This window comes from Neobacillus sp. plas4, assembly GCF_057221695.1.
On record NZ_CM170152.1, the window covers coordinates 887,778 to 910,732 of the forward strand.

Consider the following 22,955-nt stretch of genomic DNA (forward strand, 5'->3'; position numbering starts at 1 on the left):
ATCGAAGCCATTCGATTAGTTTTTTAATTACATAAAAATATTTTAAAACTCTAAGGAATAATAAATACAACCCAATGAAATAATAGGTAGGAAATTATGGTTAACAATCAGGTTTTTAGGAAACATTTTATAAATCTTATTGTGCTTACATTTAATAATAAAGGAGAAGAACGATGACTAAACAGGAACCTTTATTTACGTCCTCTGCAACAGCTGTTGGGGGGAGACATGGAAGAGTGGAAACGGCTGAGGGTAATATAAAAATAGATTTAGCCATGCCAGGGACACCAAGAGCAAAGGAATTACCAAATGCCACAAATCCTGAACAATTGTTTGCTTGTGGTTACTCTGCTTGTTTTGATGGGGCTTTACAAAACATAGCGAGGCGAGAGCGTGTCAAATTTGATTCTGAAGTAACGGCAAATGTAAGTTTCTTAAAAGATGAAGAAGATCAAGGATTTAAAATTGCTGTAACGTTACAAGTAAAAGGACATGGGATTGAAAAAGGAAAATTAGAAGATCTTGTACAAAAGGCCCATGAATTCTGTCCATACTCAAAGGCAACAAGAGGGAATATTGATGTTACTCTAGAGGTGGTTGAATAACTTATATCGCTTTAATAAAGGTCTATCATTTAATTCAATTGAAAATTTTTCTTAATTGAAAAGGAGACTGGCATGAATGGCAAATGTAAATCTTGCAATTATCTTTTATAGCTCAACAGGTACAAATTATCAGTTAACACAGTGGGCCTCTGAGGGGGCAAGAGAAGCTGGGGCCGAAGTAAAGGTGTTAAAAGTTCCGGAACTAGCACCTCAATCTGTAATTGATTCAAACCCTGCATGGAAACATTATTCTGAAGAAGTTGCAGCATGTGTACCCACTGTTTCGCTCGAAGATTTAGAATGGGCTGACGCCATTATTTTTAGTGTACCAACTCGATTTGGAAACATGCCAGCTCAAATGAAGCAGTTCTTAGATACAACGGGAGGTCTATGGTTTAATGGAAAGCTAGTAAATAAAGTAGTAAGTGCAATGACATCAGCTCAAAACCCACATGGTGGTCAAGAGGCAACCATTTTAACACTATATACCACGATGCACCATTGGGGTGCGATTGTTGCCACTCCAGGTTATACAGATTCAGTAATATTTGGAGCCGGAGGAAACCCCTATGGAACGAGTGTAACGGTTGATCAGAATGGCAAAATGGTAGAAGACTTTTCTGCTGTTCAAGCTGCCGTTAAGCATCAGGCAAAACGTACCGTCACAGTCGCGGAATGGGTGAAAAAAGGGAATAGCTAAAAGATTGAAAGAGCTAATCGATACTTTCGATTAGTTTTTTTGGAGGATGTTTTTTTGGAAAAGAAACTGTTGAATTTACTTACTGCTTTGTGTTTAGTTTCCTTGCCATTTCTATTTAAAGGATCTAAAATGCGAGAAAATCTAGTTATATTTTTTTCAAAAGGCGTTATTGCGATTTTAATTGATGCTTATGTTGTCGGTACCAAAAGACTAGAATATCCAGTCCGTCCTTTTCCAAAGATTTTTAAGACGAACATCATCTATACAGTATTGTTTTTTCCACTTTTAAGTGTCATCTGGGTAAAACTTTCTTATAACGATCATTTTGGAAAAATACTTCTGAAAAGTTTACTATTTAGTGTTCCGATGAGTATCGGTCAATGGTACTTTGAAAAGAATTCCAAATTATTTAAATGGAAAAAATGGACACCTTTTCATACTTTTGCAAGCGTAAATTTCACTTTGTTTACGATAAGAGGTTTAGTTGGGTTGTTAAAAAAATTAGATAAAGTAAAGAGTGCATAGAAATTTATAGAGAGCTAATTCAAAGGTGAATAGAAGAAATGGGGAGAATGAAATGACTAGTCTTATTTTAGATATTCCGAAAATTGGGGAAGAAGCATTTGAACTAATCTGGGAGAACACCAATGATGCTATTTTTCTAATTGGTCAAGATGGAGCTATTCTCCATGCAAATCCTACTTTTACAGATATACTTGGCTGGACACTCGAGGAATTGAAAGGAATGACTCTGCCTCCATCCTTGCATAATATGACGAAAGAACAACAGGATGCATTTTTAAATAAATTAAGAGAAGGAGAAAATGTTAATTATAGTCTTACAAAAAGAAGATGCAAAGATGGGGAAATACTGGATATCCTAGCAACCTACCGCGCCATTAACAAGGGTGAGATTCTTGCTGTAGGTATGTATAAAGACTTTACAGAACAAATGGAAGTTCAGAGAAAGCTCGAGGAAAGTGAAGGCTGTTATCGCAATCTTGTTGAACTTTTACCTGATGCAGTGATTGTTCAAAATAAACATCATATTGTCCTTGTAAATCCTGCAGGTGTAAAGCTTTTAGGACAAGAAAGTTCAAATTACATGATTGGCAGATCGATTTGGGAGTTTATTGATTCGGAAAACAAAGAAAGTGTGGATTCCAAATTAATAGAAATGGTTGAGAAAAACGATGGAGCTAAACCGGAGCCTATTGAAGAAAGATTGATTCGATGTGACAATAAGGAGTTTTATGCAGAAATTACCGCTATTCCCATGGTTTTTAACGGGGAATCGGTCATGCAAATTCTAATCAAGGATATAACGGATAGAAAAAAGATTGAGACAGAGTTAGAAAATTTGGCCTTCTATGATTCTCTTACGGGGCTCAGGAATAGACGAAGCTTCCACGATTTGTTGGAACTATCGATTGAAACTGCAAATAAAAAGGGAGAACAGCTTGCCTTATTGTATATGGATTTGGACAAGTTCAAAGAAGTAAATGATACTTTAGGGCATGAAATAGGTGATGAGCTCCTGAAACAATTTGCTAACAGATTAATTAATAATGTAAGGGGAAATAGTGTCCTTGGACGTATAGGCGGCGATGAATTTTTAATCCTGTTAAAAGATATTAAGAGTTACCAAAATGTTGATAAAATTGCAAAGAGGCTGTATAAAGCACTTCAGCAGCCTTATCAAATTAAGGAACATTCTATTAAAACAACAGCGAGTATTGGAATCTCTATTTACCCTAAGGATGGAACGAGAGGCGAAAAGTTAATAAAATATGCAGACCAAGCTCTATATGCAGCTAAAGAAACGAGAGACCAACTAAAATATTATAGTTAGGTTAACGCATTTCAAATTTTATGAATTTATCAGTTTGGAGAAGCTTTTTTTGACAATAAAATTTACTTCGAATACAATTATCTCGAATTAAAAATAAAAAAATGGATAGGTGATAGAAAATGACTAAAATTGGTATTTTACTTGGTTCGCTAAGGAAAGATTCTTTTTCTAAAAAACTTGCTGAGAATGTTGCAACGTTATTCCCTGAAGGTTATAAATCAGATATTATCGAAATTGGAAATCTGGCTTTATATAATCAGGACTATGATGATGAAAACAATGTACCGGAAGCATATACTACTTTCCGTAATACAGTTAAGGAAATGGATGCAATTTTATTCGTAACTCCTGAATATAACCGTTCGGTACCAGCTGTCATTAAGAATGCACTAGATGTAGGATCCCGTCCATATGGAGCCAGTGTTTGGAACGGCAAACCTGCTGCCATTATCAGTCAGTCTCCTGGTAACTTGAGTGGATTTGGGGCAAACCACCATTTGCGACAATCTTTAGTTTTCTTAAATATGCCAATTGTACAACAGCCGGAAGCGTATATTGGCAATGTTTCAGCACTTTTTGATGAAACTGGCAAAATTAAAGATGACGGAACAGTCCAATTCTTACAATCATTCGTCCATGCGTTTGTGGATTTGATTAAAAAATATCAAGCATAAGGCTAAGTAAGATGGAGTTGGATTATATAGCAGAAGAAATCCTGTTATATTTTCCAACTTTTTGTTTTTTTGAAGAATCGATAAAAATTAGATAGGAGTGTTAAAATTTGATCCAACTTTTTCCCGCGAGCACAAGATACACAGTAAAAAATGAATGGCTGGAGAGTAATTTAAGTTTTTCTTTTGGTGAATATTATGATACTTCCAATATCCGATTTGGTCCACTGCGTGTTTTTAACGACGACACCGTTCAAGCTGGACGCGGCTTTGGTATTCATCCGCATCGAGAAGCGGAGATTGTTTCTATCGTATTGAAGGGACAGCTCAAACATGAAGACAACTTGGGTAACTCAGGAATTATCGGCAATGGAAATATTCAGCGTATAAGTGCTGGAACAGGAGTACTTCATTCAGAATTCAATGCTTCTAGTGATGAAGAAGTACGATTTTTACAGCTTTGGTTTACACCAAATGAAAAAAAGTTAACACCGTCCTATGAAGATATTTCTTATGATGTTGAACAATTAAAAAATAACTTATTACCTGTGTTGTCCCATAGTGGCTCCGAAGGGGTGGCTGGAATCCATCAAGATTTAACTCTGTATTTATCAAAATTAGATGGAAAGAAGAGTTTGAATTTCCAACAGGAGGCAGGCAGGAGGATCTATGTCTTTACGATAGAAGGGGAAATTTCAATTAATGGAGATACTGTTTTAAAGTCCCAGGATGCTGCCCGGATCACAGACATTCATGAAATTACAATACAGGGAAATCAAGATAGTTTCTTTTTATTAATTGATTTACCAGGGGGTGACTTCTGATGTTGATGATTCGTCACACTGTTGGCAGCCGTTTGCTTTGTCAGACGAATGTATACGATATTGAAAGAAAGGATGGCCACTGGCAGATTTCACTTCCTATTGATGAGGAAACAGCTTCAAAAGTGTTAGAATTTCAGGATGAATTAAATATATTTGATGCAAAGGAAAAGGAAAAGACTTGGTATTACTCCTCTGATGCACAAGTAAAATTTCAACCTAATGAAAATAAATTGGTAATCCTTGCAGATCATAAAACCGTCTACCCGGTATAGTGATTAACTCAATTAAGTTGAATGAAAATAAAAAAGTCTGATGAGATAATCACACCACCAGACTTTTTTATTTGGGTCAAACTATTTAGCATTTGCAAATAGTTTTAATTTATTTTTATCTAGTTTATTTGTTTTTGGATTTTTGGGCATGATCAGGTGTTCCTGTTTCGCCGGCATGATCAGGTTTTCCTACCGCTTTTCCTTGATTGTAGGAAAGTCCAAATCCAAACCAATACTCCTGTCCAGCTTTGTTTTTGTACACATAAGATGGATCTTCTTCATATCCAGGAATGTCCCCATTCTCATTTGCTACTGCTTCTTCGTCAGCAGGAATTGTGAATGGTAGCTTTCCAGTTGGATTAAATTTACCACGAATCACATCAACCAATGCTTCCGCCTTAACTCCAAATGTACTAATGACCGCAGCAGCATTTGGTTCAATTTCATCAATTAACCATGGATTTGTCATGTTAATCGCTGTAATGGTAGGAACTGTTTTTTGAATTTCTACGATGCGATCCACATTTGCAATTCCTGTTTCAGGTCCTAATTTAATAGATGGATTTGCTGTTGTAGTGTTTGGATGTACCCAAACTAATGCATGTGTTGCATCCTCCAAATTATCGACAACCTGAATCGATGGGTCGTAGTTTGCTATCGTTTGTCTTAAAGCTTCTGAACTACCTTTTGCATTACTTCTTGTGAATACTTCCACATAAAGCTTAACCTTTTTGATTTGGCCATTATTTAGTGGAAGTAGTTTTTCGTCATTACGTAAAAGAACGACTGATTTACGGTGTGCTTCATCAGCAATTTTTTGTGATTCAGGATTAGACGCAACCTTAACTGCATTTGCAGGATCCACATACGGATCTTCAAACAATCCTAATTTCATCATTTCTGTTAGTAAGAATTCAACTGAATCATTCACAGATTCGATTAATTCAGGTTCAGCCGCGATTGCATCAAGTATATATTTAGGATCTGCTTCACCAGAGAAAATGTTCACTCCAGCTTTTAACGCATAGGCAACCCTTTCGGCACGTGTTAAATCTTCAACACCCCAAGCCTGTGCAGTTGTAATACCTGTATCCGTATTCACATAGCCTTTAAAACCGAGCTGGTCACGTAAAAGAGTGCCAATAATCGCTTTATTATAAGAAAAACCAACTTCTTCGAACGGTTCATCAGTGCCTAATTGTCCTGGTGCACTATGTTCATTGCTTGGGTACGCATAGTAAGGCATAATGGATGTCGTGCCTGCTTCAATAGCAGCTTTAAACGGAGGGATATGGTACTTAAGTAAGCTTCCCTCTGTTGGATATGGATTAAAGTTCCCATATAAGTAATGTGGGTCCTTCCCATCATCACGTGCTCCACCGCCTGGGAAATGCTTCGTTGTTAAAGAAACACTACTTGAAGTTAATTGATCCCCTTGGAATCCTTTCACAATTGCATAAATCATATCTGCCGCAAGTTCAGGGGACTCACCAAATGTTCCATTTGTTCTACCCCAGATTGGGTCTGTAATGATATCAGCCATATACATATAACCCTTTTGGATTCCAGAAGCTCTCCATTCTTTTGCAGCAAGTTGACCGAATTTCTTAACCAACTCAGCATCCCTTGTAGCTGCTAAACCAAGTTCACCAGGCCATACTGAAAATACTCCACTTGCTTCCGCGAACCCAAATGCCAAGTTATTATTGATATGGTTTCGTGGATTAGACGTCATCACAACCGGAATTCCTAATCTTGAGCTTTCAGCTACTTCTTGGAGTTCATTTGTCCATTGTGCTAATACATCAGCCTTTGGATTATCGCGAATGATGAAATAGCGCAAGTTTCGATCAAGAATCCCTGTTGTCGCTGCAGAAGCATCTAACACTGGCTCATCAAATAGATAATTTTCGTCACCAGGCTGTGCCCACATATTTGTTGTACTCCATGTATCTGTCTCACAAAGGAGTGTACCTTCTTCTGGAGGGCATTTAGTTGTGCCAAAGCCGCCACCCTGCATAAACTGTGAGGAAATGAGCATTAAACCAGCTTTTTCTTCAGTGGTCATTTTCCCTAATAAATCTTCTACCCTTACTTCTACTGGTAATCTCCAGTCTTCATATTTATCGAGTTGTCTATTCGCATTTAAATCTTTAAATTTTTTGCCATCTACTTCTAAAATTGGCTTTGCTTTCGTTTCTACATTCTTTACGATTACATCCTCGTTTGCACTCGCTTGCGGAATGACGAGTGGTACGAATAACAACGCTGATAATAACATAATCGTAACCTTTTTCCATTTGGACGATTTCGCCATCATACTATCCCCTTTTATAAATAATCATTTAAAAAGCAAAATAATAGTTTTCGACACCTATCCTCCTTTTCAATTGAAGTGCTGCCAAAAAACCTAGAAGATAACGCTTTCATAAAATGATTGTATGATTCTTAATCTTCTGTCTAATAGGGGATTTTTTCAGGTTTTTTTGTGTTTTTTTTACTTTTCATAAAAACAGGACAAAGGTCTATAGTCCATTCTATTTATAATTTTGCGGAAGTACTAACCTCTTATAGACCTATTATCCTATTTGAACTTTTTAATAGATATTGATTTTTTATTCATTGCGACCTTTTGCTCTCATGCAGAACCTGCTTAAATTAATACCAAGGAATCTGATTCACAAATATATTTTCAACCTTATGAAAATCAATTGATCATCCTTGCACATCATAAAATAGTATTTACAGCATAGTTTACTCAATGGAGTTGAATGACTACATAAGTCTGATGGGATGATTAGTCCATCAGACTTTTTTATTAGCTATTTCACAATATAAACAGGAAATATCTACTATGCGAGTTTCATTGACAAAAATACTAGATTAATATATTATTAATTCGAGATAAATAATTTTAAAATAATCAAATTCGAAATAAAAAGGAGATTTATATAAATGAATATATTAGTAGTTAAAGCAAACAATCGTCCAGCTTCAGAGGCTGTATCAAGTAAAATGTATGAAACTTTTATGGAGAACATAGAAGGTGTGAACGTCACAACTTTCGATGTTTTCGCTGAAGATATGCCTTATTTTGGTCAAGATTTATTTAACGCTTTTGGGAAATTAGAATCAGGCGAAGAAATGACAGACTTAGAAAAACGTCTTCTTGCTGCAAAACAAAAAGCAATGGATGCTCTTACAGCAGCTGACTTAGTTGTATTCGCATTCCCATTATGGAACTTAACAATCCCAGCGCCATTACAAACGTTTATTGATTATGTATACCAAGCTGGTTTCACATTCAAATACGATGAAAATGGTCAAGCAGTACAATTAATGACACACAAAAAGGCAATTATCCTAAGTGCACGTGGTGGAGTTTACTCAACACCGGAAGCAGCACCAATGGAAATGTCTGCTACTTATATTAAAAACGTGGTTGGTCACGTATTCGGTATGGAAATCGTAGACGAAGTTATTATTGAAGGTCATGCTATGATGCCGGCTCAAGCTGAAACGATCATTGCTGAAGGACTAGAAAAAGTAAAAGAAGTTGCAAAGAAATTATCAGCAGTAGCAGTATAAAAATAAATTAACAAGAAACGCGCTTGGATCATCCAGGCGCGTTTTTTGTGTGTGTTGAATTTTGTGGAAAATAGGGGAAATACAATAATACAGAGATTAATAATTGCAAAATTATCAGGAGAGAATAATTGACAGGTTATTGTAATATAATTTATACTGTGGCAACCACGATATGATACTACTGTATCACAATGTGGTTAACTTATACTGATGCGTCTTTATTCAATAAGAATATTAATAAATAAGAGATCAAAAAGAGAAGATACTTATAGGGAGAGCGAATTGAAATGAAAAAGGAATTTGGGTTTGCTATTGTCGGAACTGGGCTTATTAGTACCACGCATTATGAGCAAATTTCAGCGATTGAAGGAGCAAAAGTGGTTGCTGTTTACTCCCGTAAGGAAGAAAAGGCAAAATCACTTGCAGAAAAAGCAGGTGCTGATTGGTATACAGATTATCAAGAAATGCTAAAGAGAAAAGAGATTGATATCGTATCGATTATTACACCAAGCGGCACTCATGCTGACATGGCAATAGAGGCTGGACGGGCAGGAAAGCATGTAATCGTTGAAAAGCCAATGGATATTTCCCTTGAAAAAGCACAGCAAATGATTAACGTATGCCGTGAGAATAATGTGAAATTAAGCGTTATTTCTCAACACCGGTTTGATCCATCAACTGTAAAAATTAAAGGGGATATTGATTCAGGACGATTCGGAAAAATGGTCCTTGGGCAAGCAGCTGTGAATTGGTATCGACCTCAAAGCTACTATGATACTAGTAAGTGGCGGGGAACTATGAAAATGGAGGGAGGCGGCGTATTAATCAATCAGGCTATTCATACCATAGATTTATTTCAGTACTTCATGGGAGAAGTGGAAAGTGTTTACGCACATACAGCCATTTTAGCTCATGAAGGAATTGAAGTGGAGGATGTGGCTGTAGCTACCGTGAAATTTAAAGATGGCGGGTTAGGAACCATTGTTGGAACGACAGCTGCCTATCCAGGTCTGTCAGCTCGCTTGGAGATTATCGGTACGAATGGTACAGCTGTGATTGAGAATGATCAATTAATGAAGCATTATCTTCGAAATTCAAATCATGAAACGGAAGCAATCAACTTAGCTGAAGTGGAAAATCCTAATGGAGGAGAGCTGGATCATGCATCTGTTGATCCTGCTGCACTTGATGGTGCTTCTCACCGTTTACAGTTTATCGATATGATTAATGCCATTCAGGAGGATAGAGAACCACTTGTGAATGGTGAAGAGGGATTAAAACCACTAAAAATCATATTAGCTATTTATCAATCCGCACGGACAGGTCAACCTATACAAATAGATAATTATTAACAACTCCGGCACCATGTTCAAGCAATGATGGTGATGAACAAGAAAGTATTAGAATAGCATAATTAAAATAAACGTGAGGTAATCAAAGTGAACTTGTTAGAGGCCAAAGTTATCCAAACGAAGTTAGAAAAAGAAATATTTATTGATCAAAGCTCAAACATTGAAATAAAGATATTACAATTTCTTGAAAAGGACTTACCCTATTATGAATTTATGATTGGGTTAGAGTTTCTTCGTATAAGGGAAAATGAATATTTTGGAACGGAAACAAAGTATTTTGGTATTCGCTTTACAAATCATATGAAATCTTTAATCGTTTTTGAACCGGATAAACATAGTATTTTTTCCACAAAGAACGAACAGGAAAAAAATGCAGTTACGGAATTAATTATGTATGTATTAACTAAATCCTCCTTTTTTAAAGAAGTGGTCTCAACTATGTTTAATAAATTTCAACATGAAAATGTAGTTTGTGAAAAGGAAGAGAATGAAATCGATGCAAAACAGGTACAGTTAGAAAAATTGTTAAATGTACAATTTGAGAATGTTAAATTTCATATTGATATGAAAGCTTAGTATTGGACCCTTAAACCTTTTTAAGGGTTTTTATTATGCTCTTAAATGATTAAAACGGTTAAAAGATTTTGATTCAATTTGCCTCTTCATATAAAAGAATTCGATAACACATAATATATATATGAAATAAAAAGTGAGAGCAATTGAAAAGATGCCAAGCAAGATTTTAATCAGGAAGAAGTCCGTGGATTTTTACCACGTAAATTCCGAACATACCAACTTCAAGAATTTCGCCGGATTATCAATCATTAAGAAAAATTCAATTTTTTTTAGGGGGGAATAGAAATGCCCAATATCACCGTTCTTGGATATGGAACTTTTGAAGCTGAAAAAGGGAGAAAGCTGGTACTAGCATTAGAAGACAACGGTGTGAATATCCTCCACCAATGCGGAGGAAAAGCAAAATGCACAACTTGTAGAGTAGAAATAATGAGTGGTGAAATTTGTGCCGAAACAACGATAGAAAAAAACGCCTTTAATAAGAAGGGAATTATTGATGATAATTTACGACTCTCTTGTCAAGTTCGAGTAGATGGAGATGTAGAAATTATCCCAATAATGACAGTGGAAAATTCAGGACTGGAACCAGGGCCAAGGCCAGAGGAATGAGTTGATTGAAATATTAATAGCAATATAAATAATAAAGGATGGCTCCAATGACAAATAATTTTTATGATAAAGGAAATTTACAAAATCTAAGTAAACTTAAAGAATTAGCACCAGAACAGCTGCAAGCTTTCTCGGAATTTAATACCGCAGTTATGAAAGAAGGAGCACTTAGTAAAAAGGAAAAAGAAATCATAGCGGTTGCCATTGCCCATGCAACAGAATGCCCTTATTGTATTGATTCTCACACTCGTCGTGCAAAAGCGGAAGGAGCATCACTGGAAGAATTAGTAGAAGCGGTCTTTGTCGTAGCTGGTGTAGAAGCAGGTGGAGTTGTCACTCATAGTACTCATATACATAATGCGATGGATTCAGAAGCAGATGATTCCCTTTATCGACGATCTAATCTTAAAAAACTTATAAAACTAAATAAATTTGCTCCTGGGGGCTTTAGGAGTTACTCAGCGTTTAGTAGAACAGTGTTCAAGGACGGAAATTTAAGTGGGAAGTTTAAAGAGATGATTGCCGTGGCAGTTGCTCATGCTACTCAATGTCCATATTGTATTGATGTCCATACAAAAAATGCTGTAAAGCTTGGATGTTCAAATGAAGAGCTTGGAGAAGCAATATTGGTTACGTCTGCTTTACTTGCAGGAGGATCATACGCTCATTTAGCAAATTTAATTCAAAGCTATGGTGAATAAGGAAAAGGTATTAAAATAAAATGCATTGAAAAACCTCTCTAAAAAATTTTAGAGAGGTTTTTCAATTTATAACCATTTATCTGCCCATTCCTCTAGAGCTTTGAGCGACCGTCCAAGTTCTGTCCCTTTTTTGGTTAAAGAATATTCGGTCCGTACTGGACGGTCTGCAATGACATTTCTTAACACAATCCCATTTTCCTCGAGCTCTTTCATCCGTTCATTTAATACTCTTTTACTTAAGTCAGGTATGAAGGCATGAATTTCACTAAACCTTTTAGGTTCATCCATTAGTGTGTGAATAACAAGACCCACCCATTTTTTTCCTAATATATGATAGCACTCTTCTACTTTGCTGCATAATTTATTTTCTGTATCCATCTATGAACACCCTCTAATAGTATCTTGGTTATTTTTAATAACTTAAATTAATGATAACAAAATCGGTTGTTAAAATAAAGTATTTACTGGAACAAAATTACCAAATGAATAGAATCTGTTCTTTTTCGTTCACGAATTTGACACATATTAATTGACAGCTAAATTTTAAAAAGTTATTATAGTTACATAAAGTTACCTGGTTATTTATTAGTAAATTATTAATCTAATGGAACTAGAGTACAAAAGAAATATTTTTTTTGAAAATAATCTCGAATTCGAGATTATTTAATTAAGGGTAATTGAGATTACCTATTAGCATTAAAAGGAGGTCATTATGAGAAGTCCATTTTTTAGAATGGCAACAAGCTTGTATATGAATTATTTGTTATTAGGGATGATGAATATCATTTTAGTATCGAATATGAGTTTCCTGTCAAAACAATTTGGTACAGATTCTCTTGGAATTAGCTTATTAATTTCAGCAATCGGGCTGGGTAAACTTGTTACATTAGGTTTTTCAGGAAGGCTTTCAGATAAAATGGGAAGAAAACCGCTTATTGTTACAGCAACTTTTCTAAATATTATTTTTTTAGCAGGTATTCCATTAGCCCCTAACTTCCAAGTAGCATTTGTTTTGGCATTAATAGCAGGCTTTAGTTATTCTATTATGGATTCAGGGACGTTTCCAGCCTTGGTTGAAGCTTTTCCAAAGAATTCAGGCTCAGCAACTGTTTTGCTAAAGGCGTTTATCTCAGTAGGGGCAACTCTTTTACCGATAATGATTGTATTTTTAATTTCTCATGATTTATTCTATGGATTATCCTTTTTCGTGCCTGCCGCAATTTATTTTATTAATGGAATGGTTTTACTATCAACTCCATTCCCTAATCATAAAGCAAATAATATCAAAGATTATGTAAAGGATTATCGTTCTATAGGCAGGGGCTTTTCCATTCAGCCCAAGATGTGGAGAGAAGGTTTAGGGATCATTCTTACTGGCTTTACCTCGGTTGCTTTATTAATGGTTATTCAAGTTTGGCTGCCAACTTACGGGCAAGAAGTAGTGGGGTTAAGTAAAACTGAAGGTGTAGGGTTGTTAAGCTTCTATAGCATAGGAGGATTTATTTCAGTCATACTGTTAGCTGTGCTATTGAAAAAAGTAATCAAAACGATTACGGTATTGATTATTTATCCTAGTATATCACTTGTTTCTTTATTGTTCTTGTTAGCTTTCCCGAACCCCATTGTGGTGATGGTTTGTTCCTTTATGCTAGGGGTTTCTACGTCAGGGATATTTCAATTGGCGGTTGCGTTAATGGCAGAGTTTTTTCCTGATAAAAAAGGATCCAGTTCTGCGTATGTCAGTATGGCATCCAGTACAGCATTCATTGTAATCCCCTTTCTCACAGGATTGTTAACAAAATATTTTAGTGTTACTTCTGTATTTGTTTTTGATATTGGAGTAGCGATTGTAAGTATTCTATTAGCTTTTCATATCTCTATCCAGTATAAAAAAGTATTTAATCTCCATTCGAAGAGTGGATTGATACGAAAGGCAAGTTAATGGATTTGGGAGTTATAAACACGGAAAATAGGTATTATTTTTTTGTGAGTTATCTCGAAGTCGAGATAATTAGAATTAAGATTAACGAAAGTAGAAATCATTTTTAACAATAATGGGAGGTAATAAAAATGGATAGAAATTTATCAATGGAACTGGTTCGAGTAACTGAGGCTGCAGCACTGGCTGCTGGACGTTGGTTGGGCAGAGGTAAGAAAGATGAAGCAGATGCTGCAGCTACACAAGCCATGAGAGAAATGTTTAATTCAATTTCAATGAGAGGAACGGTTGTTATCGGGGAAGGGGAAATGGATGAAGCTCCGATGTTGTATATTGGAGAACAATTAGGAACATGTGATGGGACAGAAGTAGATATTGCTGTAGACCCTTTAGAGGGAACAAATATTGTTGCGGCAGGTTCTTGGAATGCTCTTGCTGTCATTGCAGTAGCAGAGCGAGGCAATTTATTACATGCCCCAGATATGTATATGGAAAAGATTGCTGTGGGTCCTGAATCAGCAGGGAAAATCGATATTAATGCCCCTGTCATTGACAATTTAAAGGCTGTTGCAGCAGCGAAAAATAAAGATATCGAAGATCTAGTTGTAGCTATATTGGATCGAGAAAGGCATGAAAAAATGATTGAGGAAATCCGTTATTCTGGTGCAAGAATTAAGCTGATGCAAGATGGTGATATTGCTGCTGCAATCAATACAGCATTTGATAATACAGGTGTTGATATCATGCTTGGTTCTGGCGGTGCTCCTGAAGGGGTAATAGCAGCAGCTGCACTCAAGAGTTTGGGTGGAGACTTTCAAGGCAAGCTGATTCAACAAACGGAAGAAGAAAAAATCCGGTTAATTAAAATGGGCATTACCGATTTTAATAAAGTTTTATTAATGGATGATATCGTAAAAGGCGATGATGCCTATTTTGCTGCAACAGGTGTAACCAATGGGGAGCTTTTAAGAGGTGTGCAATATAAAGGGAAAATTGGAACAACACATTCAGTGGTTATGCGTGCAAAAACAAGGACAGTTCGATTTATTGAAGGACAACATAGTTTGGATCAAAAACGATAATCGTTTTTTTGATCTTTAGAAATGAGGGATTAAATTGGGGAAAAGTGTTGGTCAAAAAATGATAAAACCAGAAACAATCTCTTCAAATATCAAGATTAGGCCATTTGGATTTAGAGATAAAATTGGCTATATGTTTGGAGATTTTGGGAATGACTTCTTCTTTATTTTAGTAAGCTCGTTCTTAATGGTTTATTATACCGATGTTTATGGGATTAGTGCAGCTTTTGTTGGGGTTCTATTTCTAGTTGCACGTTTATGGGATGCCATTGCGGATGTCACCTGGGGACGGTTTATTGATACTAGAAAACCTAGTAAACATGGTAAATTTAAACCTTGGATTTTTAGAATGTCATTACCTCTCGTTGTTTCTGGAGTATTAATGTTCGTTCATATCCCAGGAATGTCAACTGGGTTTTATGAAGCATATGCTTTTGTCACATACATCCTATGGGGAACGTTATACAGTACGGTAAATATTCCTTACGGTTCAATGGCCTCGGTCATTACCAATGATCCAATTGAGCGTACATCTTTATCAACATACAGGACGATGGGTGCGATGTTGGCAAGTTTAATCATCAATGCAGTTGGACCTTTACTTATATTTGTTGACAATAAGGCAAGTGCAAATGGATTTCTAATGGCAGCAGTCATATTTGGAATTCTTGCTTACGCGAGTTACCTTGCGTCTTATAAATTATCTACTGAACGGATCGTGCTGGAGGAAAATGAAGGGCCAAAGGCAAAACTAGGTCATACAATAAAAGGGCTATTAAAAAACAAACCATTAATTGCAATCCTTGGGGCATCACTAATATTCATGATGAGTACGATGCTGATTGGTTCGGTTAACGTATATTTGTTTAAAGATTACTTTAACAATACTCCAGCATTAAGTATTGTTGGAATTATTCAGACGGTCACCGTATTCATTGCCATTCCAATCGTAAAACCATTAGTGAGTAAATTTGGTAAAAAGGAAACGACAACAGTAGGAATGCTACTTGCAGCTGCTGTATATATTTTATTATTCTTTCTTCCAAACTTAACCACAACCCAATATATTTCGTTAACAGCTATAGGGATGTTTGGATATGCCTTCTTTAATATCATGATATGGGCATTTGTAACAGATGTCATCGATTATCATGAATTTTTAACCGGATTAAGAGAAGATGGGACGGTTTATTCATTCTATTCCTTTGCCCGGAAAGTGGGACAAGCTATTGCTGGTGGAATAGGCGGGTTTGCGATTACAGCCATAGGCTATCATTCAGCTCGTGAAGTACAAACAGAGAGTACCTTGGAAGGAATCTATGCATTGGCTACCATCGTGCCTGGTATTATCTATCTATTGATTTCCTTTATATTAGTTTTTCTATATCCATTAACGAAGCAACGGATGAAACAGCTTAGTATAGATTTAACAAAACAAAGAATCGCTAGAAAATAATGATTGCACATGGGTTTCTGACAGTAAAATATCTCGAGTTAGAGATGTTTTAATTAAAAATATTTGACAACCGGTTGAGGTTGAATTACTATTATCTCGAATACAAGATAATTTAATTAGAGAATTATTAAATCGAGGTAATTTTAAAACTTACGAAAAAAATTTTGGATTGATAATAGTGAAAGGGGGTGATAAAGGACTAAAAGATTTAAATTCTTTTAAAATTTACCAAAGCTATAGATTAAAAGATAGAAAAATATTAAATATGGAGAGTGGAAGAGAATGAAAAAATTATTTAAAAAGTTAACTGTTGCAGGCATTGCATTATCTATGGCACTTGGAGTGATTGGGACAACATCGTTTACTACTATTACGGGTACACAAGCAGCGGGAAATGGAACAGAAAAGGTAGAAGCAAAAACTTCATCAGATATATTAACTCCATCAAACCATACGTTATTAATGATTGATCACCAGCCTCAGATGGCTTTTGCGACAAAGTCGCATGATATGACGTTAGTTCGTAACAATGTAGCTGGATTAGCAAAAACAGCGAAAACATTTAATGTACCAACTGTTTTGTCAACCGTAGCTGCTGATACATTTAGCGGTCAAATCTTCCCGGAGATTAAAGAAGTTTTTCCTGATCAAGAAATTATTGATCGTACTTCCATGAATGCTTGGGATGATCAAAAAGTTATCGATGCAGTTAATAAAGCTGGCAAGAAAAAACTAGTGGTTGCTGGTCTTTGGACTGAGGTATGTGTAGTTATGCCAGTGCTAGACGCACTTGAGGATGGTTATGAAGTTTATGTCGTTACGGATGCATCAGGTGGGGTAACAACAGAAGCACATGATATGGCTGTTGAACGAATGATTCAAGCTGGTGCAACACCAATTACTTGGATGCAATATATGCTGGAACTACAACGTGACTGGGCCAACCAAGAGACCTATGATGAAGTAATGGCGATTGCGAAAGAACATGGTGGGGCATACGGATTAGGAATACAGTACGCAGAAGAAATGTTTGGAGCTAAAGAAGGTAAGTAAAATTTTTTCGCAGTATATCTCGAAATTGAGAGGTTTTAATTAAAGATATCTAAAGTTCAAATTATAAAAAAATAGGGAGTGTTTTTACAATGAATTCAGTAATGAAAAAATTAACAGCAGTAGGAATGGCATTAACAGTGGCACTCGGTGCCATAGGGACAGTAGCTGTAACCAATAGTTCTATTACACAAGCAGCAAAAAGCGAAGTAAAGAAGGCAGATAATAAATCTACAAATGATATATTAACTCCATCAAACCATACGTTATTAATGATTGATCACCAGCCTCAGATGGCTTTTGCAACTGTGTCGCATGATATGACGTTAGTTCGTAATAATGTAGCAGGATTAGCTAAATCTGCTAAAACATTTAATGTTCCAACAATATTATCAACCGTAGCGGCTGATACATTTAGCGGTCAAATCTTCCCGGAGATTAAAGAAGTATTTCCTGATCAAAATATAATTGATCGTACATCCATGAATGCTTGGGATGATAGCAATGTGGTGAAAGCAGTTCAAGATACAGGAAAGAAGAAATTGGTCGTAGCCGGTTTATGGACTGAGGTATGTGTAGTTATGCCAGTGCTAGACGCACTTGAGGATGGTTATGAAGTTTATGTCGTTACGGATGCATCAGGTGGGGTAACAACAGAAGCACATGATATGGCTGTTGAACGAATGATTCAAGCTGGTGCAACACCAATTACTTGGATGCAATATATGCTGGAACTACAACGTGACTGGGCCAACCAAGAGACCTATGATGAAGTAATGGCGATTGCGAAAGAACATGGTGGGGCATACGGATTAGGAATACAGTACGCAGAAGAAATGTTTGGAGCTAAAGAAGGTAAGTAATTTAACCGATAATCTGTTTGTAAAGACAAAATTATATGATAAAAATTAAGATCACGCCATCCAAATGAGGTTGGCGTGATCTTTTTCAACATAGCACGATTTTTCTAGAACAAAGATGATTAGAAATGGTTGGAATGGATCCAGACTGTCCTACAATATGATCTGCTAATCTGATTGCCAAAGTCGTATTTGTAAGCTTGGGACCTGCAGCTGTTAGGCAGTTTTGCATTGATGGATCTTCAGGAACTATTAGGTATGAATGGGTAGTGAGGCATCTTTTCGCTTTTCCTAACTAAAGTGTGTTATTATTTTCCATAACAACAAGTAGGAAAGGATGGACAGGATGTCAATCGAAAGTGTAAAAGCCCATTTCAGACAATGGGACAGAGAACAAGATGTGATGGAATTTGACACATCGAGTGCAACAGTGGATTTAGCAGCTGAAACAATTGGAGTTATTCCGGCCCGCATAGCAAAAACATTGTCATTTAGAGGTGAAGGGGAAAAGGCTGTTTTGATTGTCGCTGCAGGAGACGCGAAAATCGATAACAAGAAATTCCGTCATACCTTTGGGTTTAAGGCCAGAATGCTGACTCCCGAGGAAGTTCTTGATCAGACCGGGCATGCAATCGGTGGAGTTTGCCCATTCGGGTTAAAAAATGAACTAGATGTTTACTTAGATGTTTCCATGAAAAGGTTCGATACAGTTTTCCCAGCATGTGGCAGCACCAATTCTGCAATTGAACTAACGAATGAAGAGATTTATCGTTATTCATATGCGAAAGAATGGGTGGATGTTTGCAAAGGGTGGGCAGAGTCTGAGCAAGAAGATAAGGTTAGTTAGAAGAGTATTATTAGCGAGGTATAACATGAAAGAAGAAAGACGTGAAGATATCTATTCTCATGCCCAAAAATGGATTTTAGAGGCAGGGGAATTAATCCGTAATAAAATTAACGAACCATTGATTGTTGAGACAAAGTCAAATCCTAAGGACCTTGTTACAGCAATTGATAGAGAAACGGAATATTTTCTGGCAAAGCATATCAAGAGCACGTTCCCAGATCATAATTTATTTAGTGAAGAAGGCTATGGCGAAGATTTAAAAACGTTAGATGGTGTCGTCTGGATTGTGGATCCTATTGATGGCACGATGAATTTTGTAAAGCAAAAAAGAAATTTCGCGATCTCGATTGGGATTTTTTATAACGGAATTGGTGAAATTGGTTTGGTCTATGATTGTATGGGGGGGAATCTTTACACAGCTTTGAGGGGGAATGGCGCCTATAAAAATGGTGAAAGACTACCTGATTTAGCTCCGAATCTTACGCTTGAAGAATCGATTCTCGATTTTAATCATTATTTGTTATGTGAAAATGATGTAATCGATGAAACTGTCATGCAATTGTTAGTGGAAAAAATTCGCGGAGCAAGATCGTATTGCTGTGCCGCTTTAGCACTTGCTTACGTTGCAGAAGGGATTGTCGATGGTTATTTGACCAAGAAACTTGCCCCATGGGATATAGCGGGAGGAATGATTATCGCTAATGAAGTGGGCGCTGTTACAACCAAATTGGATGGGAATCCTGTCAACATGTTGATGAATGAAGCAACTTTAACATGCCATCCTGCTATCCATAAAGAAATCATTCATGATTATTTAAAAAAAGGGAAGAAGTAATTAGTAGATTTGCGGTGGGATAATAATTAAAATAACTCGGATCTGGGGCTGTTGACAAGTGGCCCCAAATGCCGAGTTTTTTTGCTGAATGAATTTTTCCAACTTTATACTTTACGAATGCAAAAGAAAAACTAGGGACAAATCTATGAAATCTTAATAAGCAGGCAGCCTCACTTTTCTGTTATATTAAACAAGACTGCTACTTGAATAGCTAAAGTTTGAATATAATAGTGATGTATTTTTGAACTAAGGAAATTATTAGGGGTGGACCATTTGAAAGACTTCCTTTTAGGAATAATTAGTATTTCATTAACAGTTCTTATCTACGAAGGGATAACGACTCGTATGGGTTTTAATTATGAGTTGTTTAGGGATGAATTAAACTTTTTATCATTATTGATTGATATAGGTATTTACGCTGCAATCTTTATGCCGATTTACATAGTTACCAAAAAAGTGATATTTAGAAAAGCTAATTAGATTTTAGTCTAGGAAGGAAGTTATGTACCCACTGCATTTAACCGGAAAGTCTCAGCTTATTTTTACTATCGCTGGTTACTTTACTGGAGCGCAAATCAACAGCCTTATTTATTGGAGACAAAAGAAGCTTTAGGATAAGGTTACCTTATTCTTGGCTTTTTTTTTTGAGAAAAATAAAGAACTTAAAAACTTCCTACCCTGACACATCGTCTAAGTATAGGAAGGAGTGAAGGTAGTGGAAGAATTGATTATAGATGGGCTTTTAACAGAAGATAAAGAACTCCTAATGGATGAGATTATGAACCAATATGGACAGGAGATCTTACAGCTGACCTATTCCTATGTTAATAATAGAGCAATTGCGGAGGATTTAACGCAGGACATCTTTGTTAAATGTTATAAAAGCCTCCATACATATAGTGGTAAATCTAAATTGAGAACATGGCTGTGGCGGATTGCCATTAATCATTGCAAAGATTTCCATAGAAGCTGGTACAACAAGAATGTGGTCATAGCGGGTGAAGAGATAGCTATTAACAGTACGAAAAGAGAACTAATCGAGCAGACAGTGATTCAAAAGGAAGAAGATGATGAATTATTAGCTGCAGTAATGAATCTTCCGATTAAATATCGGGAAGTGATTTACCTCTTTTATTATGAAGAGCTTCCCCTTAAGGAAATCGCACTGGTAATTGATGTTGGGGTGAATACCGTTAAAACCAGACTAAGACGGGCCAAAGAACTTCTAAAAGAAGAATTGGAGGAATAGGTGTGGAAGATCGCTTAAAGAATTTAAAGAAAGTAATGGATAAAAGAACATTTACAGACTTGAACTTTTCAGACAAGCACCAAAAGGCAATTCACAAAAAGATAAATCAATTGGAAGTGAGTGATGAGGAAATTCTGTTAGCACTTATGCAGCTTCTTGTTCAAGAGAAAACAGGACATGAATTAACTTCACTTCTTCGGGCAAGAGGAATACAAAAATTCGAGAATAACGAAGGTTTTTTGTATACCCTGTTACATCGTCTAGAGCAGTCTGGGTGCATTGAAACTAACTGGGACGAGTCAGCTGCTAAATATTATTGGTTAAAGGATAAAGGCAGGAAGGTATTAAACAAGGCTGAACAAAAGCGAACAAAACGACGATTTGTATTTAAGGAATTGTTAGAGGGGTAAGTGATCATGAAGAGTAATAAAAAACAGATTTTCTTAAATGAGGTTACTAATCAAATACGATCAAAGGAAGCCAAAAATTATGTGGCGAACGAATTAAATTATCATTTAAATGAAACAAAAAGGATGTGGGTGGAGAAGGGATTACCAGAGGGTGAGGCGGAAGAAAAAGCCGTTGAGCAGATGGGCAGCCCGACAAAACTGGGAATCCAGATGAACAAGCTGCATCGTCCGAAGGTGGATTGGTGGCTGGTCATCTTGGTAGCAGCAGCCATAGGGCTGAGCTTTCTTCCGATGTTTTCACTTGGTTATATGGATCATTCCTATTTTATTATTTTCAAGAGCCTTATTGCGGGTATTGGTTTTGCAACAGTGGTCACCTTGATGTTGATTGATTATCGGAAGTGGCAAAAATTCGGGTGGTTATTTTATGTAATAGGAGTATCCCTGCTGCTGATTTTGCGCCTTTTTTCCAACAGTATGAAAAATGGGCTGCACCTTCTGGAGATAGGACCGATTACAATCGAAGGTCTTATGGCATTACCATTCTTCTTTCTCGCTTGGGCTGCGTTCTTTAATAATAAAAACTTTAAGGTCTGGCAATTTCTTGTTCTATTCTTATTCCCTATTTTCCTCTTTCTCTCATTACCGAGTATTTCAACCATTTACATCTACTTTGTAATGGTATTCGTCATGCTTTGGTGGAGTAAGTTTAGTAAAAAGGTAAAATGGTTCATTTCCACTGGAACAATTAGCTTTATCGTATTGGCGTGCCTATTGGCTGCACCCGCTATTAGGCCTTATCAGGCTGAACGATTGCTGGCCTTTTGGGATCCGGAAAAGTATGCAGATGGAGCGGGATTTATGATTCTTAAGATTCAGGAACTTCGGTCCAAAGCAGGCTGGTTTGGAAGCACTGTGTCAGGGGAATTTATTCCTGAGGCTCATACTAATTTTGTCTTTGTGAGCTTTACGTATTATTATGGCTGGCTTTTTGCCATTGCTCTAGTAGTCATTCTTTTACTATTTGCTGCAAGAATGATGGTCATCCTTCCAAAGGTAAAAGATTCATATGGCAGGCTTCTTCTGATTGGTGGAATGGCCCTTTATGGGGTACAGTTAGCCAGCAATATTAGTATGGCTTTGGGATTATTTCCACTAACATCAATGTCTTTGCCGTTTATGAGTTACGGTTTAATGCCTACTGTTCTTAATGCAATCGTAATAGGAGTAGTGTTAAGTGTCTACCGCCGAAAGGATTTGATTAGGGTATGTTATTAGATATGGGATAAGGTATTAATATAAATGGAGGCGATTTACAATAATGGGAGAAGGGTGGAGAGGGCATGAGGATTAATAGGCGGAGTATTTCCGGCTAATGTATATAGGGGAGGCTTAAATAGCAGTAATAAGCGGAGAATTTCCGCTTAACAACTCTAAATAAGGCAAAATCCAATGATTTGTATGATATAAGCGGAAAAAC

24 protein-coding genes are annotated in these 22,955 nt (G+C 36.5%); 22 read left to right on the forward strand and 2 right to left on the reverse strand.

Annotation, left to right across the window (positions count from 1 at the left end):
* Nucleotides 1-173: 173 nt before the first annotated feature.
* The 7 genes from AC2TFD_RS04450 (at nucleotide 174) to AC2TFD_RS04480 (ending at nucleotide 4,924) form a co-directional block, all read left to right on the forward strand.
* A complete protein-coding gene (locus tag AC2TFD_RS04450; RefSeq protein ID WP_283953823.1) occupies nucleotides 174-605 on the forward strand; it encodes an organic hydroperoxide resistance protein in 432 nt (143 codons plus the stop codon).
* A 76-nt stretch (nucleotides 606-681) separates the two neighbouring features.
* Nucleotides 682-1,305, forward strand: coding sequence for an NAD(P)H:quinone oxidoreductase (gene wrbA, locus AC2TFD_RS04455; RefSeq protein ID WP_484675066.1), 624 nt, complete (start codon nucleotides 682-684; stop codon nucleotides 1,303-1,305).
* A 54-nt stretch (nucleotides 1,306-1,359) separates the two neighbouring features.
* A complete protein-coding gene (locus AC2TFD_RS04460) occupies nucleotides 1,360-1,830 on the forward strand; it encodes a CBO0543 family protein (protein WP_484675067.1) in 471 nt (156 codons plus the stop codon).
* A 52-nt stretch (nucleotides 1,831-1,882) separates the two neighbouring features.
* Nucleotides 1,883-3,157 carry a diguanylate cyclase domain-containing protein gene (locus AC2TFD_RS04465; RefSeq protein ID WP_484675068.1) on the forward strand — a complete coding sequence of 425 codons (1,275 nt, stop codon included), beginning with the start codon at nucleotides 1,883-1,885 and terminating at the stop codon, nucleotides 3,155-3,157.
* A gap of 119 nt (nucleotides 3,158-3,276) precedes the next feature.
* Nucleotides 3,277-3,831 (forward strand): NADPH-dependent FMN reductase, encoded by a 555-nt coding sequence (locus tag AC2TFD_RS04470; protein ID WP_484675069.1) that lies wholly within the window; start codon nucleotides 3,277-3,279, stop codon nucleotides 3,829-3,831.
* Nucleotides 3,832-3,938: 107 nt separating this feature from the next.
* Nucleotides 3,939-4,652, forward strand: a complete 714-nt coding sequence (locus AC2TFD_RS04475; RefSeq protein ID WP_484675070.1) for a pirin family protein — start codon at nucleotides 3,939-3,941, stop codon at nucleotides 4,650-4,652.
* Nucleotides 4,652-4,924 carry a hypothetical protein gene (locus AC2TFD_RS04480; protein WP_484675071.1) on the forward strand — a complete coding sequence of 91 codons (273 nt, stop codon included), beginning with the start codon at nucleotides 4,652-4,654 and terminating at the stop codon, nucleotides 4,922-4,924. The genes AC2TFD_RS04475 and AC2TFD_RS04480 overlap by 1 nt, the downstream gene beginning before the upstream one ends.
* A 124-nt stretch (nucleotides 4,925-5,048) precedes the next feature.
* On the opposite strand, the gene AC2TFD_RS04485 is transcribed toward AC2TFD_RS04480, so the two are convergent.
* Nucleotides 5,049-7,241 (reverse strand): glycoside hydrolase family 3 protein, encoded by a 2,193-nt coding sequence (locus AC2TFD_RS04485; protein ID WP_484675072.1) that lies wholly within the window; start codon nucleotides 7,239-7,241, stop codon nucleotides 5,049-5,051.
* 638 nt (nucleotides 7,242-7,879) lie between these two features.
* Here AC2TFD_RS04485 and AC2TFD_RS04490 point away from each other — a divergent pair.
* From AC2TFD_RS04490 to AC2TFD_RS04510, 5 genes are all read left to right on the forward strand, one after another.
* A complete protein-coding gene (locus tag AC2TFD_RS04490) occupies nucleotides 7,880-8,512 on the forward strand; it encodes an FMN-dependent NADH-azoreductase (protein ID WP_484675073.1) in 633 nt (210 codons plus the stop codon).
* A gap of 287 nt (nucleotides 8,513-8,799) precedes the next feature.
* The gene (locus AC2TFD_RS04495) at nucleotides 8,800-9,864 is read left to right on the forward strand and encodes a Gfo/Idh/MocA family protein (RefSeq protein WP_484675074.1); all 1,065 of its coding nucleotides are present in this window, start codon (nucleotides 8,800-8,802) and stop codon (nucleotides 9,862-9,864) included.
* Between the two features lie 87 nt (nucleotides 9,865-9,951).
* Complete coding sequence (locus tag AC2TFD_RS04500) at nucleotides 9,952-10,440, forward strand: hypothetical protein (protein WP_484675075.1); 489 nt, start codon at nucleotides 9,952-9,954, stop codon at nucleotides 10,438-10,440.
* 285 nt (nucleotides 10,441-10,725) lie between these two features.
* On the forward strand, nucleotides 10,726-11,049 hold the full coding sequence (locus AC2TFD_RS04505; RefSeq protein ID WP_484675076.1) for a 2Fe-2S iron-sulfur cluster-binding protein: 324 nt from the start codon (nucleotides 10,726-10,728) through the stop codon (nucleotides 11,047-11,049).
* 47 nt (nucleotides 11,050-11,096) lie between these two features.
* Entirely contained in the window at nucleotides 11,097-11,750 is a 654-nt protein-coding gene (locus AC2TFD_RS04510; RefSeq protein ID WP_484675077.1) for a carboxymuconolactone decarboxylase family protein, read from the forward strand.
* A 66-nt stretch (nucleotides 11,751-11,816) separates the two neighbouring features.
* Here the strand turns inward: AC2TFD_RS04510 and AC2TFD_RS04515 are convergent, their stop codons facing one another.
* Nucleotides 11,817-12,128: a winged helix-turn-helix transcriptional regulator gene (locus AC2TFD_RS04515; RefSeq protein ID WP_484675078.1), complete on the reverse strand. Its 312-nt coding sequence runs from the start codon at nucleotides 12,126-12,128 to the stop codon at nucleotides 11,817-11,819.
* Nucleotides 12,129-12,462: 334 nt separating this feature from the next.
* On the opposite strand from AC2TFD_RS04515, the gene AC2TFD_RS04520 reads away from it, so the two are divergent.
* The 10 genes from AC2TFD_RS04520 to AC2TFD_RS04565 all read left to right on the forward strand — a co-directional run bounded on the left by AC2TFD_RS04520 (nucleotide 12,463) and on the right by AC2TFD_RS04565 (nucleotide 22,753).
* The gene (locus AC2TFD_RS04520) at nucleotides 12,463-13,692 is read left to right on the forward strand and encodes an MFS transporter (RefSeq protein ID WP_484675079.1); all 1,230 of its coding nucleotides are present in this window, start codon (nucleotides 12,463-12,465) and stop codon (nucleotides 13,690-13,692) included.
* A 128-nt stretch (nucleotides 13,693-13,820) separates the two neighbouring features.
* Nucleotides 13,821-14,771: a class II fructose-bisphosphatase gene (gene glpX / locus AC2TFD_RS04525; RefSeq protein ID WP_484675080.1), complete on the forward strand. Its 951-nt coding sequence runs from the start codon at nucleotides 13,821-13,823 to the stop codon at nucleotides 14,769-14,771.
* Between the two features lie 58 nt (nucleotides 14,772-14,829).
* Nucleotides 14,830-16,224: an MFS transporter gene (locus AC2TFD_RS04530; protein ID WP_484676266.1), complete on the forward strand. Its 1,395-nt coding sequence runs from the start codon at nucleotides 14,830-14,832 to the stop codon at nucleotides 16,222-16,224.
* A gap of 462 nt (nucleotides 16,225-16,686) precedes the next feature.
* Nucleotides 16,687-17,277, forward strand: a complete 591-nt coding sequence (locus tag AC2TFD_RS04535; RefSeq protein WP_484676267.1) for a hydrolase — start codon at nucleotides 16,687-16,689, stop codon at nucleotides 17,275-17,277.
* A gap of 269 nt (nucleotides 17,278-17,546) precedes the next feature.
* Complete coding sequence (locus AC2TFD_RS04540) at nucleotides 17,547-18,137, forward strand: hydrolase (RefSeq protein ID WP_484676268.1); 591 nt, start codon at nucleotides 17,547-17,549, stop codon at nucleotides 18,135-18,137.
* A gap of 343 nt (nucleotides 18,138-18,480) precedes the next feature.
* Nucleotides 18,481-18,981 carry a YbaK/EbsC family protein gene (locus tag AC2TFD_RS04545; RefSeq protein ID WP_484675081.1) on the forward strand — a complete coding sequence of 167 codons (501 nt, stop codon included), beginning with the start codon at nucleotides 18,481-18,483 and terminating at the stop codon, nucleotides 18,979-18,981.
* Between the two features lie 25 nt (nucleotides 18,982-19,006).
* The gene (locus AC2TFD_RS04550) at nucleotides 19,007-19,816 is read left to right on the forward strand and encodes an inositol monophosphatase family protein (protein ID WP_484675082.1); all 810 of its coding nucleotides are present in this window, start codon (nucleotides 19,007-19,009) and stop codon (nucleotides 19,814-19,816) included.
* A 715-nt stretch (nucleotides 19,817-20,531) separates the two neighbouring features.
* On the forward strand, nucleotides 20,532-21,065 hold the full coding sequence (locus AC2TFD_RS04555; protein WP_484675083.1) for a sigma-70 family RNA polymerase sigma factor: 534 nt from the start codon (nucleotides 20,532-20,534) through the stop codon (nucleotides 21,063-21,065).
* A 2-nt stretch (nucleotides 21,066-21,067) separates the two neighbouring features.
* On the forward strand, nucleotides 21,068-21,475 hold the full coding sequence (locus AC2TFD_RS04560) for a PadR family transcriptional regulator (RefSeq protein WP_484675084.1): 408 nt from the start codon (nucleotides 21,068-21,070) through the stop codon (nucleotides 21,473-21,475).
* 6 nt (nucleotides 21,476-21,481) lie between these two features.
* Entirely contained in the window at nucleotides 21,482-22,753 is a 1,272-nt protein-coding gene (locus AC2TFD_RS04565) for an FtsW/RodA/SpoVE family cell cycle protein (RefSeq protein ID WP_484675085.1), read from the forward strand.
* Nucleotides 22,754-22,955 lie beyond the last annotated feature (202 nt).